Origin of the sequence: Arcicella aurantiaca (assembly GCF_003148625.1) — a bacterium.
GTDB lineage: Bacteria > Bacteroidota > Bacteroidia > Cytophagales > Spirosomataceae > Arcicella > Arcicella aurantiaca.
Genome location: NZ_QGGO01000009.1, coordinates 34,937 through 51,516, shown reverse-complemented (window position 1 = coordinate 51,516; position 16,580 = coordinate 34,937). Strand labels below are relative to the sequence as shown.

General features: G+C 36.1%; 12 protein-coding genes. 3 read left to right on the top strand and 9 right to left on the bottom strand.

Annotated elements, in window-relative coordinates; all coding sequences use genetic code 11:
• Positions 1–18: 18 nt before the first annotated feature.
• The 3 genes from LV89_RS10325 to LV89_RS10315 all read right to left on the bottom strand — a co-directional run bounded on the left by LV89_RS10325 (position 19) and on the right by LV89_RS10315 (position 6,035).
• Positions 19–1,635: a RagB/SusD family nutrient uptake outer membrane protein gene (locus tag LV89_RS10325; RefSeq protein ID WP_109742817.1), complete on the bottom strand. Its 1,617-nt coding sequence runs from the start codon at positions 1,633–1,635 to the stop codon at positions 19–21.
• A gap of 11 nt (positions 1,636–1,646) precedes the next feature.
• Positions 1,647–4,679, bottom strand: a complete 3,033-nt coding sequence (locus LV89_RS10320) for a SusC/RagA family TonB-linked outer membrane protein (RefSeq protein ID WP_109742816.1) — start codon at positions 4,677–4,679, stop codon at positions 1,647–1,649.
• Between the two features lie 336 nt (positions 4,680–5,015).
• Entirely contained in the window at positions 5,016–6,035 is a 1,020-nt protein-coding gene (locus LV89_RS10315) for a LacI family DNA-binding transcriptional regulator (RefSeq protein ID WP_229201502.1), read from the bottom strand.
• Between the two features lie 144 nt (positions 6,036–6,179).
• On the opposite strand from LV89_RS10315, the gene LV89_RS10310 reads away from it, so the two are divergent.
• Positions 6,180–7,949, top strand: a complete 1,770-nt coding sequence (locus tag LV89_RS10310) for a prenyltransferase/squalene oxidase repeat-containing protein (protein WP_109742814.1) — start codon at positions 6,180–6,182, stop codon at positions 7,947–7,949.
• A gap of 247 nt (positions 7,950–8,196) precedes the next feature.
• Here the strand turns inward: LV89_RS10310 and LV89_RS10305 are convergent, their stop codons facing one another.
• From LV89_RS10305 to LV89_RS10280, 6 genes are all read right to left on the bottom strand, one after another.
• Complete coding sequence (locus LV89_RS10305; protein ID WP_229201501.1) at positions 8,197–8,751, bottom strand: C40 family peptidase; 555 nt, start codon at positions 8,749–8,751, stop codon at positions 8,197–8,199.
• Between the two features lie 77 nt (positions 8,752–8,828).
• Complete coding sequence (locus LV89_RS10300) at positions 8,829–9,344, bottom strand: DinB family protein (RefSeq protein WP_109742812.1); 516 nt, start codon at positions 9,342–9,344, stop codon at positions 8,829–8,831.
• A gap of 1 nt (position 9,345) precedes the next feature.
• Positions 9,346–10,242 (bottom strand): helix-turn-helix domain-containing protein, encoded by an 897-nt coding sequence (locus tag LV89_RS10295; protein ID WP_109742811.1) that lies wholly within the window; start codon positions 10,240–10,242, stop codon positions 9,346–9,348.
• 80 nt (positions 10,243–10,322) lie between these two features.
• Positions 10,323–10,721, bottom strand: coding sequence for a GlcG/HbpS family heme-binding protein (locus LV89_RS10290; protein ID WP_109742810.1), 399 nt, complete (start codon positions 10,719–10,721; stop codon positions 10,323–10,325).
• A gap of 107 nt (positions 10,722–10,828) precedes the next feature.
• A complete protein-coding gene (locus LV89_RS10285) occupies positions 10,829–12,946 on the bottom strand; it encodes a Tex family protein (RefSeq protein ID WP_109742809.1) in 2,118 nt (705 codons plus the stop codon).
• An 8-nt stretch (positions 12,947–12,954) separates the two neighbouring features.
• Positions 12,955–13,407, bottom strand: a complete 453-nt coding sequence (locus tag LV89_RS10280) for a GNAT family N-acetyltransferase (protein ID WP_109742808.1) — start codon at positions 13,405–13,407, stop codon at positions 12,955–12,957.
• 95 nt (positions 13,408–13,502) lie between these two features.
• Here LV89_RS10280 and LV89_RS10275 point away from each other — a divergent pair, with 95 nt between their 5' ends.
• Positions 13,503–15,110, top strand: a complete 1,608-nt coding sequence (locus LV89_RS10275; RefSeq protein WP_109742807.1) for an ABC transporter substrate-binding protein — start codon at positions 13,503–13,505, stop codon at positions 15,108–15,110.
• 119 nt (positions 15,111–15,229) lie between these two features.
• Positions 15,230–16,513, top strand: a complete 1,284-nt coding sequence (hemL, locus tag LV89_RS10270; RefSeq protein ID WP_109742806.1) for a glutamate-1-semialdehyde 2,1-aminomutase — start codon at positions 15,230–15,232, stop codon at positions 16,511–16,513.
• The last annotated feature ends 67 nt before the right edge of the window (positions 16,514–16,580 follow it).

The following is a 16,580-nucleotide window of genomic DNA, read 5'->3' as shown; positions in this document are numbered from 1 at the left end:
TTAAGGATAATCAAGTGATTAATACCCCGGGTTTTGTGTTAACGCAGGGTTTAAAACCATTGCAGAAGTCGGTATTGGGAAGATTCTACGAGTAATATCTGAATTGGTTTTGAAACCATAAGTATCTTCATATTTACCAAAACGAATCATATCATTTCTATGCCAAGACTCCCATGCAAACTCACGACATCTTTCTGAATAAATATCACTTAAAGTTACCGAAGATACTGCTGGTGACGTTGTACGGTTAGCTCTTAATTGGTTGTAAAGCGATAAAGCTGTTTCTCCATTAGTAGCGGCACCACCTCTAAGAATTGCTTCAGCTTTCATCAAAACAATATCCGAATATCTCAAGAAAGGAACGTCGTTATTTTGGTTTCTTGTAGTAGAGCTTGCATCTGGAAAAAACTTAATATTACGATAGCCCATGTTCCAAGCAATTTCATCATTTCCAGCATCAAAAGTTACAGCATCTTGTCTTAATTCTACTTTTGGCGTAAGATTTACCTGATAAGTATAAGCAGCACTTCCGTCAGCCCCTGTATAAAATTGGTCATACCCTTTTTTGGTTGTAGTTACAGTTAACGGAGTTACACCATCAGCCAAAAATTGTAAGCCAGTCAACCATTGCTTGTTTCTGATGTCGTTGGCATCATTAAAATGAGCATAGAATTCAGGCAAGGTACTTCTTGGTGCTGAAGGCGTAAATGGCAAGCTGAATCTTTTTGTTTGAGAACGTGCTACGTCATAACGTGCATGATACATAAAACCGTTCGTTCCAGGCATTGATGCAGCGGCAGGGTCATAAGGAATGGCAAAAATAAATTCCTTCATTTGCGGGCCATTTGTTGGATAAAACATTTGCAAATAATTCGCACGAGTTTCCAAAGCATATTTCCCAGATGCCGTCACATTATCACAAGCTTCGATACAATCTTTCCAGCGAGCCGTTCCAGTGTAAACCTCTGCATTTAAGTACATTTTAGCTAAAAGTGCATAAGCGGTATATTTGGTTGCTCTCCCATAAGTAGCTACGCTTACATCAGCACTCAAACTTGGAATTGCTGCTTTAATTTCCCCTTCAATAAAGTCGAATACTTTGGCACGAGGTGTATTTGGTTTTGGCGTAAAATCGCCATATTCTGTGTAAATTGGCACATTTCCGTACAAATCCATCATCATAAAATAGGCAATTGCCCGCACCATTTTCAATTCAGCAAGGTTAGCTGCTTTAGTGGTTGTAGTGGCAGGAATTGTTTTATCCAAAATAGATAATGCTTGATTGGTTGTACCAATTACGGTTGATAACCACGACCAAGTGCTGTTTGTATTACCGTGGTCTTTTGACCAAGAATGATAATGTAAATGGCGATAATTTTGGTTGTCATACCAGTTTCCACCTCTTGCAGGCATGATTGATTCATCGGTAGATTCTGATTGCATAAACCAATAATCAAGTGAATATGCTCCTCTCAATGCTGCATAAGGAGGTCCTGATGCTTGGATAAATTGACTTGTATTTTGAGGAAAAATATCAGGCGTTAATTCAGTTGAAATTGGCACAACTACATCATGACATGACGACATGAAATAAACTGATGCCAAGAGACTTATATATGTTGTTATCTTTTTCATATTTACAAAAATTAGAATGACAGATTTACACCAAATAATACGGTGCGAGTTTTAGGATAAAAGTTATTAGAATCTACCCCAGGGGCAATTCCACCTTGGTTAACCTCTGGGTCAATACCTGTATAACTTGTGATTGTAAATGCGTTATTTACCGACATATACACTCTTAAGTTTTTGATATATTGTCCAGTTTTCTTGAAATTATATCCTAATGTAGCGTTGTCTAATCTGATATAACTTCCATCTTCAATAAAGCGTGATGAATATTTATACGAGTTTACATCTGCTTTTGTTTCGTTGGCAGCATCTACCAAAATATTGGTATATTGTGCGGTACTTGGTCTAAACAAATCAGCTCTGGTAGCATTGAAAATTTTGTTTCCAAAAACACCTCTAATGAAAACATTAAAGTCAAAATTTCCATAACGAACCGTGTTTGTCCAACCAATTAATACTTTTGGTTGTGGACTTCCCATGTACTTATAGTCTGCCCCAATCGCTGGCGTAGTTGTTAATTCTCCTTTTGCATTTACATATTGAGATACACCTTTGTCATTTTTACCTGCATATTCCAAAGTAAAGAATTGTCCTAATGGTCTGCCAGCTTTCAAGATTTGTAATGTACTACCTGTTTGTCCTCCTCCTTCTGGTTGAGTTAAACGGATAGAGTCACCTCCTGCAAAAAGTGGATTAGAAAGACTTTCGATGACGTTGCTATTACTTGCAAAGTTGATGCTGGTAGTCCATAAAAACTTACTATTATTTACAGGCGTTGCATTCAAACTAAATTCAATACCCTTATTTCTCATGCTACCACCGTTTGAAATAATACTTCCAACTGGTACTAATATTGGGTTAACTCTGTATGAATAAATCATTCCTGTGGTTTGTTTGTCATAGACTTCAAGCGTACCACTTACTTTACCCTTCAAGATACTGAAATCAATACCAATGTTTGAAGTCGCCGTTTTTTCCCATTGTAAATCTGGGTTAGCCGCTTGAGTTGGTCCATAAGCAGCCGTTTGAACACCATTGTAATAATATGTTCCTAAACTACCCGACATAAATTGAGCTGTATAAGCGTTAAATCCAGAAGAGTTACCCGTTACACCGTAACTTGCTCTTAATTTCAAATCACTGAAAAGTGTTTGTTTTTCCATGAATTTCTCCTGATTAACTCTCCAAGCAAAACCCACAGAAGGGAAATATCCCCATTGATTATTTGCCCCAAAAACAGAACTACCGTCTCTTCTGATTGACCCTTGAATCAAGTATTTGTTTTGGAAGTTGTAATTCAAACGAGCGAAATCTGAAATCAAACGAGTTTCTTGGTAAATTCCATCAGCACCGAAGTTTACACGATACGAAGAAATGGCATAAGGGTTACTCAATGCAAAGTTGTTAAAACCAATATTATCCACTGGGAAGTTTGTACTTGACGACTGGAAACCGTCACCAATAATTCTTCCTTGCCAAGAATAACCAACAACCATGTTTACTGAATGCTCGCCAAATTCTTTATTCCAACCTAAAAATGTTTCTAACAATTTATTCGTGTTTTGGTAAGAATTTCTCAATGCAGAACCATTTGTTCCGAAATTTTGTAACGAGTGAACTTGCGGAGGCTCTGGATTATTATAGAAGTTAGCACTATTGTATTTTGTATAATAACTTCCATAAGCTTCACCATGAAGAGAAGTAGAGTTTTGATAAGAAAGATTCAAATCATACGTTAAGCCAAATGGCAAGGTTACGTGAGTTGTAAATGCTCCTGTCAAAACATTCGTTTTGGTATTATCTTGCCCATTAGCAATTATTGCAGCTGGGTTAAAGTACCCTGTATTGGTAAGATTTTCGAAAAACGTACCATCGTCATTTCTTACTGGCGAAACAGGTAAATGATTAATCATTTGTTCCAATACGTTATTTCTTAATGGCGTATTATTGGCATTACTGTTTGAGTTAGTTATCTGCAAACCAAATCTAACTTTATCATTTAAAGCAGACTGTTCAAAAGCAACACGAGCAATCACACGGCTTAAGTCACTACCAAGCAAAATACCTTGTTTGTCTGTATAGTTTAAACTTGCACTATAAGTACTTTTTTCTGTTCCTCCACTGAAAGATAAGTTATGATTTTGAGAAGTAGCAGTTCCTTTCTGAACGGCAGCTTGCCAATCTGTATTCATGTTTTTATCATCCGCAGGTGAAAATGATAAACCATTTGTTGTTAAAAAGCTTCTCAATTGTGTAGCATCCATCATATTCAAACGACTTGATACATTTTCGATACCCACATATCCATGATAATTTACTTTCATGTCACCTTTCTTCCCTTTTTTAGTTGTTACCATAATAACACCATTTGCGGCACGGTTACCATAAATAGCCGTTGCGGAAGCATCTTTCAAAACGTCGATTGAAGCAATATCGTCAGGGGCAATTGTTGAAATATCTGCTCCTGGAATTCCATCAATTACATAAAGTGGCCCTTGCGAACTGTTGATGGTTGAAGCTCCACGCAATACTACTGCCGCCGTAGCGTTTGGGTCACCATTGGCAGAAATATTTAATCCCGGAACACGTCCTTGTAGTAATTGACCTACATCAGTAATTGCACCACGATTTAGGTCTTCAGGCTTGATTGTTGAAATGGCACTCGTCAGGTTTTTACGAGATTGAGTACCATAACCAACCACAACGACTTCCCCTAATTGTTTGGTATCAGCTACTAATTGTACATCAATCAGGAGCTGACTTCCTACTGTTTTTTGTTCTGTAACATATCCTACCGACGAGAATACAAGAACAGCGTTTGAACCAGACACAGATAAAGAATACTTACCGTTACCATCGGTTGTTGTACCTACTTTTGTACCTTGGATACTAATTGAAACGCCAGGTATTCCTTCCTTACCATCGGCAGTTGATACCTTCCCAGAAATGGTCTTTGTTTGGGCAAAAACATTTGTAAAGCTTAAAAGCAACACAAATATTCCCCAGATTAAATTCCGATGAGAATAGTCGTAATGTTTTGATTTCATTGTATTGGGTTTTGTGAAAGAGTGATACTTTCTCTATCCGAAACTGAGGAGTTCCAACGTGTAGAAATGTGGCGTTTTTCTATAAATTTTCTTTCATGTCTCAAAAACTTCTTAACAAAAAGAGTTTTTTTTCACAAATGATAAATGTCATAGCTAACACCCACAGCCCTTCTACACCATCTTCAATTGTACTCAGTTCTTTAGAGAATCTAAAATATCAAAGATGGCGTTTTTGCTTTATTACTGTATTTAAAAAATAATAAATGGCAATTTTTGAATATTTCCTTATGCAAACGTTTGAAATTGTTTGCACTGAAAATTTCCAAAAATTATTTACTAATTTGGCAACGAAGATGAGTTTCGGACTATTAATTCTGGGGGAAGAACGATATGATTGGCAATAGTAGGTTGGTTAATTTGATTGAGAAAAAGTTTGGCTGCTTCTTCTCCAATAGGTCTGCTTTTACGAGCAATCGTACTAAGTGATGGATAGAAATACGCTGAGATTGGCGTATTGTCAAAACCAATTATGGCAATTTCGTCGGGTACTTTCAGCCCTTTTTCTCTAATAACTTGTAATCCTCCGAAACAGACTTGGTCATTTACACCAAAAATCGCATCTGGAGGATTAGGTAAAGCTAACAATGATTTGGTTGGCTCAATGGCACTTTCAATGTTGAAGTTCACGAATGAAACCAAACTTTCGTCAATAGGATAATTGTTTTTAAACAAACAATCTCTATATCCATTAAATCTTTGTTCAGCTAAGTTTACACCCAAAGGACCCCGTAAATGTGCAATTCGTTTGTATCCGCCTTTTATCAAATGTTCGGTTGCCATGTACGCCCCTAAATAATCATCGGTAGATACACAATGTGTTTTTTTATCGCCATTTTGTCGGTCAATAAATATTAAAGGAACGTTTCTGTTCATCACTGTTTGGAGATGGTCATAACGCACTTCACTATATGTTTCTTGAGCTATCGAGATAAAAATACCATCTACTCTATTTGACATTAATCGTTCAACGTATTCTTTTTCAAGAGAATAGCTTTCATTGGTCACACAGATATTCAATAAATAGCCTAAGGGTTGTAAAACAGATTGAAGCCCCTCGACCATAGCACTCTCATGAAATTGAGAAATATTGGGCAAGACAATACCGAGCGTTTTGGTATTTTTTTGGAGTAAACTCAACGACACAGAATTTCGTTGATAGCCCATTTTCTGAGCATACTCTTGAATGGTATTACGAGTTTCAATATTGGTATGTTCATAATTATTCAAAGCTCTTGATACCGTTGAAGGCGAGCATTTAAACTTTCGGGCAATATCTTTAATGGTTATGTTGGGCATTGTATTCAGAAAGACTTTCGAGTAAAATTGAGTTTTGTTTCTTTAGTAATTTACTTGTTCGCTTTTTCGCAAATCGCTTTTCGCTTAGTATAAATATACACAAAAATACAAATTTGATTATTACTAAATTTAGAAAACCCAAACATGGAAAATATTTCAAGAAAAAAATTTATTACCAATTTAATCGGCATAGGAGCAGTGGTAGGCTTGTCAAGTAAATCTAATCTTATGTTCGGAGCAAATGAGGAAGATGATTTTTACAGTAAAATTGTAGCGGCAAATCATGAAGAAGTTAGCAAATTAATCAAAGCATTATCGACAGATATTACTGAAATCAGAAGACGATTAGGGTATGATTTGGCTAATTTATCGGCCGCCATCACAGAACCTACTTCAAAATACTTTCAAAAGGAAGATGTTGTGCCTTACATGGATAAAATCATGCGTTTTCTATTAAAAGCTCAAAATCCTGACGGCACACTTGACATTGGTAATTTAGCATCTCCGCCCGATACCGCTTTCATTTTAGAACCACTTTGTTCGGCTTTGACCATTTTAAGAACGAACAAAATGGCATCTTTGAATGAAATCAAAGAAATGCTTAAAACCTTTATTTTAAAATCGGGAGAAGGTTTACGTTTGGGAGGCATTCACACGCCAAATCACCGTTGGGTTGTATCCGCTTCATTAGCAAGAATCAATGCGTTATTTCCTGATAAAAAGTACGTTAATCGTATTGATGAGTGGCTTTCAGAAGGACTTTTTATTGACAAAGATGGGCATTATTTAGAAAGAAGTATGATTTATGGTGAAGTGACCGACCGTGCTTTAATTGCGATGGGGCGTTTATTGGATAGACCAAAATTGTACGAACCTGTCCGTAAAAATTTGATGATGACCTATTTTTACACAGAACCCAATGGCGATTTAGTTTGCAATGATTCAAGAAGACAAGACCAATTTGCTCCGATAAATATTCTTAATTTTTATCATAATTACCGCTTTTTTGCCATTGAGGACAATAACGCTGAGTTTGCCGCCATCACTAAATTCATCGAAAAAGTAAAAGGATTTGATGAAAAGGTACTCAACGATTTACTGTTTTATTTTTTGGAAGAGCCTTTGTACAAAAAGCCAATGCCACAACCCAAAAATCCAGCTTTGACATTCGAGAAGTTTTTTGAAACCTCAAATTTGGTCAGAATTAGAAATAACGATAAAACCGTAACCATTTTTGGTGGCACAGACCTGCCTCTCATTATTGGTTCGGGACGTTCAACGAGTCCAAATTTCTTTTCATTCCGAAAAGGAGAAGCCATTTTGAAATATATGCGTTATTCAACCGATTTTTTCAGTACGGGATATTTCAGAAGCAAGGGCATCAAAAAAGTAAATGGAAAATATGTTTTGAGTCAGAAAATTGAAGCACCTTATTATCAACCAATGCCTGCCAAATTCAAAAAAGCAGATGGCGATTATAAACACTCAATCAGCACCGACGGACGTTTTTGGAACAAAATGGATTTTGAACATCGTCCACAAAGCAATATCAGAACGCTTGAAACGACGATTTCTATTGAACAAAAAAATGGTATTAATGAATTGACATTCAGTACAAAAGGCACAGATGGCGTTCATGTAACGATTGAATTTTGCTTTAAAGAAGGCGGAAACTTAGTTGGGTTCAGCAAAATTGAAGATTCAGCAGATAATTATACTTTAGCGAGTGGTTCGGGCGAATACCATTTGGGAAAAGACACTATTAAAATTGACGGAGGAACTTTCAAGCATTCAAAATTAAGAGGAATTGAAGGCGAAATGTACACATCGCATTTTGGAAGTTTAAGAACAGACGGAATGCACGTTTTCTTGACAGGAATAACGCCTTTTGAGCATAAGATTACTTTAAGTTAGTTGTGATTTAGTACACTGTTTAATAAGTTATCTGGATAATTTTTATTCCAAAATCTTGTAGAACTTCCCGAAAGTAGAAAAAACTTTCGGGAAGTGAACCTCTCGACTACTTCCCGAAAGTTTTTACCCGCAATGGATACTGTTTCGGGAAGTTGAAGAAACTTATTAAACACTGTATTTAGTGAATTGTGAATTAGTGAATAGTTGTCAGAATACATAAATCACTAACTCACAATTCACAATTAAATCAGAAAGGTCTGGTAGCTTTTGCAAAGCAACTCATCCAATATTTACTGATTAAATTATCTTCTCGGATACCTTTGGAGGAGGAAGCATGAATAAAATAAACTTCTTTGGGATTCTTCAATTCTGTAATAATTCCTGCATGATTAATTGTTCCCGTTCCTCCTTTATTGGTTACAAAAAATACCCAATCCCCTACCCTAATTTCATCCATTTCAACTTCTTTCCCAATTTCAGATTGTTGCCAAGAAATTCGAGGTATAATAAATCCGTATTGCCCATACACACAGTACAATAATCCAGAACAATCCATTCCGTTGCCATCTGTACCGCCCGAACGATACGGAACACCTGTGTATGAACGTGCCAAAGAAACAATTTCGTTGATTGTTTTGGTATTGTAACTACGTTTTCCAGCATTGTTCGTTTTTGAAGGATATTTATTAGAAGATGTAGTAGAGTTTTCTTTACGACGAAAAAGCTTACATGAGTCTAAAAAAATGGCAATACAAAATAGCAGTAATGCCCGAAAGAGCATAATGTGTATAGATTTTTTCATGGCTGTATTTAAGTAAGGATATTTCGTATTTAAGCAATCCAAATATAAACGTTTTTTTTATTTCTGGATTGTAATTACTACGAATTTTGTAAAATCCTTACGGTTACATAAAGCTGTCCTGTATGACGTTGGGTATGTTCAGCAGCATGAAAAAGTAAACCTAAGAGATTGGTCGGAATTTGTTTTCTACCAATGCCACGAGGCTCTAAAAGCGTTTTTTCGTCAATATTTTTCAATTGCGTCAAGGCTTTATTTACTTGATTATTAAAACGAGTCAACAAACCTTTTACCGTTAAAAACTGTGTAGAATCAGCTTCTAAAGCTAAGAGTTCTAATTGGTCTTCGTTTAAAATTTGATTATTGGCATACGTGAAAAGTCTGTCCAACACACCCGAAAGATGCTGTAAATGAAAAGCCACCGAAGCAACGCCCGAAGGTCTTTCCCAAATCAATTCATCTGGAAAATCAATCATCATTAAATTTACCTCTTCACGTGCCTGTAAAATGGCATGAGCAACGGGTTGTAAAAGTGGAGCAAGTCCCGCAATTGGTCCACGCATCCAAACTTCAAGGTTTTCTTTTGGTTTTGTCATTTTAATTATTTTCTGGAATGAGTAAAATATCTCGATTATACCCTACCGTTTCACGATACATTAATGGAGAAACCTCCACATTTTTCTTAAAAAATCGACTAAAATAATATTCGTCCGAAAAACCTAAATCGTAAGCAATCGCCTTGATGGGTTTTGAAGTCAAATATAATTCTCGTTTGGCTTCAATAATAATACGTTCAGAGATTAAATCGGTAAGGGTTTTATTGAAATAACTTTTCACCAATTTTGACAAATTTTTTGGCGTAATATTCAGTAAATCAGCGTATTCACTTGCGGTATGTTTGGAATTATAATGTTTTTCAATGGCAACTTTTAGCTCCTGCAAAATGGGCGGTTCTTTGGAGTAAGATAGTAACTTTTTCGCTTGTTCGTATTCTCGAACTTTAATTCTGATGGTATTGATAACAAAGATTTTAAGGTACAAAACCAATGATTCGTGTTTGGCTAATTCGTTCTTTTCAACTTCTGTTTTCATCTGACTAATCAAGCTATATAGCTGAATAATATCGTCGTCGGTAATGTTGAAAAATGGAGGTTTATAAATATTATTAAATAAAACCCCATTGCTGGCAATTTCTTGCTGATGACGATGAATACAAAAAAAATCAGGATGAAAACTAATAGCAAGTCCCGAAATTTCACCTTCCGTCTGAATCATATATGGCTGATAAGGGGTAAAACAACACATGATTTTTTCAGAGAATTGATACTCCGACAAATTAGCTTTGAGCGTTCCTTCGCCTTCAGTAAGTAATAAAATGGTATAATAATTATGCCGTTGAAGGTGGTCGAAAGGGCTATTATTATCAAAGGAAAATATTTTAAATGCTAAATCTCCATTTTGGGGATTAATGAGGGTAAAGGCTGTTTTTTCCATATTGATTGATAAACAAAAAAACGGACAAATAAAGTTTATTTGTCCGTAGATTTTTAGAGGTAAAACGATTTGCAAATATTTTAAATAGCTAATGCACCTGCTTCTGCAACGGTATGGTCGTTTTCTACTGAATCACCAGAAACACCGATTGCTCCAATAATTTCACCTGCCGCATTTTTGATTGGCACACCACCCGGAAAAGTAATTAAACCTCCATTTGAGTGTTCGATATTATACAAAGAACCACCTGGCTGAGAAAGTGTTCCAATGATTCCTGTGTTCATATCAAAGAAACGAGCCGTTTTTGCTTTCTTCAAAGAGATGTCTAAAGAACCTAACCAAGCACCGTCCATGCGAGCGAATGCTACTAAATTTGCTCCACCATCAACGATAGAAATATTCATTTTAACACCTAATTCAATTGATTTTGCTTTTGCCGCAACAATAGCTTTTTCTGCTTGTTCTAAAGAGATATTCATGATTGTATTTTTGAAATTATGAGTGGAATTTTAACATTGCAAAATTCTTTCTCTGCTTCATACAATCAAATGGATATAAGCCACTAATAGATGGACAATTTTCCTTTTTACACCCCTTTCATACTCAAAGCCACCCGTTTTCTGGCAATATCAACTTCCATTACCCGCACTTTTACGTGTTGTTGTAATTTCACGACTTGATTCGGGTCAGAAACATATTGATTCGCCAATTGCGAAATATGTACCAAGCCATCTTGTTTTACGCCAACGTCCACAAAACAACCAAAAGCGGTAATATTTGTCACGATTCCCGGCAAAACCATTCCTTCGTAAAGGTCTTCTACTTTCTTTACATTTGGGTCAAATTCAAAGGCAATTAATTGCTCTCTTGGGTCACGAGAAGGCTTTTCTAATTCCTTCAAAATGTCTTGAAGTGTCAATAATCCCGTTTTTGGCGTAACATAGCTTTGTAAGTTGATTTTCTTTCTCAACTCCGCTGAAGTCATTAAATCCTTCACGGTACATTTTAAATCTTTCGCCATTTGTTCTACCACAGGATAACTTTCTGGGTGAACTGCCGAATTATCCAAAGGATTTTTCGCTTCGTGAATTCTCAAGAAACCTGCACATTGTTCAAAGGCTTTATCACCTAAACGAGCCACTTTTTTGATTTGACTTCTCGAAGTAAACTCTCCATTTTCTTGTCTGAATTTCACGACATTTGCTGCCAACGAAGGACCTAAACCAGCCACATAAGCCAACAAATGTTTTGAAGCCGTATTTAGGTTTACCCCAACGGCATTTACGCAACTTTCCACGACAGAATCTAAGGAGTTTTTCAAAAGATTTTGTTCAACGTCATGCTGATACTGTCCAACACCAATGGATTTCGGGTCAATTTTTACTAATTCCGCCAAAGGGTCCATCAATCTACGACCAATAGAAACAGCTCCACGCACAGTAACATCTTTATCAGGAAATTCTTCACGAGCAATAGGTGATGCGGAATAAATAGATGCTCCTTGTTCTGAAACGGCAAAAATTTGTGGAGCTTTTTTAAAAGGTAACTTCTTCACAAAATCCTCCGTTTCACGTCCTGCCGTACCATTTCCAATCGCTACCGCTTCAATTTGGTATTTTTCAGAAAGTGTTAAAATTTTATCTTGTGCTTCCGAAGGTTTATCAAATGGATAAATTACGGTATCAGCCACTAAATTTCCCTGTGCATCTAAAACCACCGTTTTACAACCAGTTCTGTAACCTGGGTCAATAGCAAGTACCTTTTTTTGTCCCAAAGGAGAAGCCAGCAATAACTGACGAAGATTTTGGGCAAAAATTCTAATTGCCTCCACATCAGCCTTTTCCTTTGAAAAACCAGCAAATTCATTTTCAATAGATGGCTTCATCAAACGCTTGAATGAATCTGTAATGGCAGTTTCTACTTGTTCCTTTGCTTCTGGCAAACCACGCAAGAAAATCCTATCCAAAGCACCCAAAGCGTTGTCTTCTTCTGGCGAAATTGTTACCGATAAAAAACCTTCTTCCTCTCCCCTACGAATTGCCAAAAGTCGGTGCGAAGGTACTTTTTTCAAAGGCTCATTAAAATCAAAATAATCACGATATTTAGCTCCGTCTTCTTCCTTATTTTTCTTTACTTTTGAATAGATATATGCCTCACGTTCAAATATCTTACGAACCGCATTTCTGGCATCTACATTTTCATTAATCCATTCTGCAATAATATCTCTCGCTCCTTGTAACGCCTCCTCAACATTGGCAACTTTATCATTTAAAAATGCTTCTGCTTTTTTAAGAATATTGTTTTCTCTTTGTTCAAAAACTACTTTTGCCAATGGCTCTAAACCTTTCTCAATGGCAATTGAAGCACGAGTTTTACGTTTTTGTTTGTACGGTAAATAAAGGTCTTCTAATTCTTGGAGATGATAAGCATTTTTGAGTTTTTCTAATAACTCAGGCGTCATTTTGCCTTGTTCTTCAATAGATTTTATAATTCCTTCACGACGTTTATCGGCATCTTTTAATTTTGTCCAAAGTTCTTTAATATCCAAAATTTGAACTTCATCAAGGCTTCCAGTAGCTTCTTTTCGGTATCGAGCAATAAATGGAACTGTTCCTCCTTCGTCTAATAAGTTTATGGTATTTTGTGCTTGATGGGTCATCACGCCCACCGTGTTTGAGATGATTTGGATTTGTTGTTTATTCATTTTAAAGTTTAATTTCTTAACATAATAATATGCTCAATACCATCTTCTAAATACACTTCACTATCTTGTTGAAAGCCAAAAGATTCATAGTATTTTTTGAGATATAATTGAGCTCCAATTCTGATGGAAACACCACCGTAAAGTTCTTCTAAAAGTTCAACTGATTTTTTCATAAGTTGCTTGCCTATTCCACCTCCACGAGCTAAAGGTGAGGATACAACACGCCCGATAGAAGCCTCTTCATAAGATACTCCTGCGGGAACAATTCGGGTATAAGCCATTATTTTTTGTGAGACCGTGTCAAAACCCATCAAATGATAACATTTGAAGTCTTTATCGTCTAAATCTTGAAAAGGACAATTTTGTTCCACAATAAATACCTCATTTCTCAATTGTAATATTTGATACAATTCTGTCGTATTAAGGTCTCTAAAGTGTTTGTGATACCAAGTTATGTTCATTTGCTGATGATTTTATTAATAAACTAAGCGTTAATTTCTAAAAGCTAAAACCTTATTTTTTATCTTTGTAAAAACCAGACCATAAATTCAATATTATGCTCAAAAGACTCATCTTGTTATTGATTATTTTCAGTGCTTTTCAAACAGCTTTTGCTCAAAAAAGTGTTTCAGAATATGAAACAGCTTATAAAAAAGCATTACAAACTTTCAAAAGTGGTGATTTTGAAAAAGCCCAAACTGAATTTGGGGCATTGTGCAACAATCGCATCGAATCTACCTTTGTTCCTTATTCATTTTACTTCAATGCTCTTTCTTCTACAAAATTGCAGAAATATTTTGAGGCAAAAACTACTTTGAAAAATTTATTAGTTCTTTATCCGAATTGGACAAAAAAAGACGAAATTAATTACCTTTTTTCAAATATTGCTTTTGAAGAGAAAAATTATGTTGACGCTCTAAATTACGCAAAATCTATCACGGATGACTCTTTTCAAGATGATTTAGCAGAAATGAAAGCATTTTATATTGGTCAAATTCAATCTACAAAAACATTGAATGAATTATCTGCTAAATTTCCAGACGAAAGTATTTTGTTGGAGAAAAAGAACAAAACTGCAATCATTGCCAATACCCAAACAAGTACAAATTCGTCAAGCAAAAATAAAAATTATTTCAATTTTGGTCTATTACTACCATTATCTGTTGAAACACTTGACCCAGAAAGAACACGTAAAAATCAGTACGCCATTGACATTTATCAAGGTATGAAAATGGCTAAAAATGTGCTTTTGAAAGAAGGTATTACGATAAATCTTTTTACGTATGATATTGCCAATAATACCGATGATATGTTGGAATTAGTCAATAATGAATCTTTCCAGAAAATGGATTTATTGGTTGGACCACTTTACGCTGAAAGTAACCGAGTAGCAACAGCGTATTGTGAAACGGCACAAATACCCATTATCAATCCAATGTCTAATAATCAGAAGCTTTTAGATGAATATGAATTGGTATTTTTAGCCCAACCTTCGGCAGTGATGCAAGCCACAAAAGCGGCAGAGTTTGTGAGAAAACAACCGTTTTTAGGTAGAAACACTGCCATTTATTATACTGATTCGCCCAATGATTCTACGATGGCAGAAACCTATCGTCAGCAAATGGAAAAAGTGGGTTATGAAATAGTAAAGTTTGAGAAAATTCTTCCATTTGCAGATGACATTGGCAACAAATTACCAGAGAAAAGAGTTAGTCATATTTTCATGGCAACTTCTGATAAAAAAGCAGGTTTGTCCATGATTAATGCCTTAAATAAAAAAGATGTGATGTACCCGTTGGTAACTACTGCGGAGGCTTTTAATTCGTCAAATTTGAGCAATGGAACATTAGCAGGAAGAGAAGTGTATTGTTTCGACCCAGAATTTGTGGATGTTGAAAAACCAATTGTTGATACATTTCGTAAGGATTATTTAAGCAAATATGGCGTTATTCCTTCCTATTATGCTTTTCATGGTTATGATATTGCTTTGTTTTGGGGCAGAATTTTAGGTCGCTACGGCAATAATATCCGTAAAGGATTGGATAATCGAGATTCATATAAAGATATTTACAATCTCGCAGGATTCAACTACTTAAAATCACAAGACAATCAAGTATTACCATTTACAACATTTCAAAATTATAAATTTGTATTAACGAAGTAAGAATGTAAAGGCAAGTCTGTAAGTCATTAGTCAATAAGTAAGATATTTACTTTTAATAGCTCATTGACATAACACTTATAGACTTATGACTGAAACTTATAGACTTACGAAAAAAACTTATGACTTTATCCGAACAACTTTTCGACAAAGCTAAAAATTACATTCCTGGGGGCGTTAATTCGCCAGTGCGTGCCTTCCGTGCGGTTGGTGGTAGTCCAATTTTTATTAAATCTGCCAAAGGGGCATATCTATACGATGAAGATGGAAATACTTACATCGAACTTATTAATTCTTGGGGGCCAATGATTTTGGGACACGCCCATGAATTAGTAGAAAAAGCCGTTTCAGACGCTATTCAAAAAGGCTTTTCTTTCGGAGCTCCCACTCGTAGAGAAGTTGAAATGGCAGAATTAATCTGCTCAATTGTTCCTTCGGTAGAGAAAGTCCGCATGGTAAATTCGGGAACGGAAGCCACCATGTCAGCTTTGCGTGTGGCTCGTGGCTACACAGGAAGAGACAAAATGATAAAATTTGAAGGAAATTATCACGGACATGGCGACTCGTTTTTGATTGCCGCAGGTTCGGGAGCAATGACCTTTGGCGAACCCGACAGTCCAGGGGTAACAAAAGGTGTTGCCAATGATACTTTGACTGCTCCATACAATGATTTAGCAGCCGTTCAAGCCTTAGTTGATGCCAATAAAGGACAAATTGCTTGTATCATTCTTGAACCCGTAGTTGGAAATATGGGCTTAGTGAAACCCGTTGAAGGTTTCTTGGAAGGACTCCGTAAAATTTGCGACGAAGAAGGAATCGTATTAATTTTTGATGAAGTAATGACGGGTTTTCGTTTGGCAAAAGGTGGGTTTCAAGAACGTTGTGGGGTAATTCCAGATATGACCACAATGGGAAAAATCATCGGTGGAGGAATGCCCGTAGGTGCTTACGGTGGTAAAAAAGAAATTATGGACGTAGTTTCGCCAGCAGGCCCAGTTTATCAAGCAGGTACACTTTCGGGAAATCCGATTGCAATGGCAGCAGGACAAGCAATGCTTACGCACCTTTCAGAAAATCCATCGGTTTATACCCGTTTGGAAGAAATTGGGACAACATTAACCAATGGAATGAAAGCCAACATGGAAAAAATAGGCTTAAATTATACCCTCAACCACGTGGGTTCAATGTTTACTTTATTCTTTACAGATAAACCTGTAAACAATTTTGAAGACGCAAAAACCTCTGATACAGCCTTATTTGGTAGATATTTCCAAGCCATGCTAAAACGTGGAATTTACCTCGCTCCTTCTCAATACGAAGCGATGTTCTTATCAACGGCTTTAACAGATGAACATATCCAAACGATTTTGGATGCGAATTTGGAGAGTTTGAAGGAGGTGGTTTAGATTAGCTTTAGACTTATTTTTACAAAAAACAAGATTATGATTTTACCAGAAGATTTCCCTTACATAA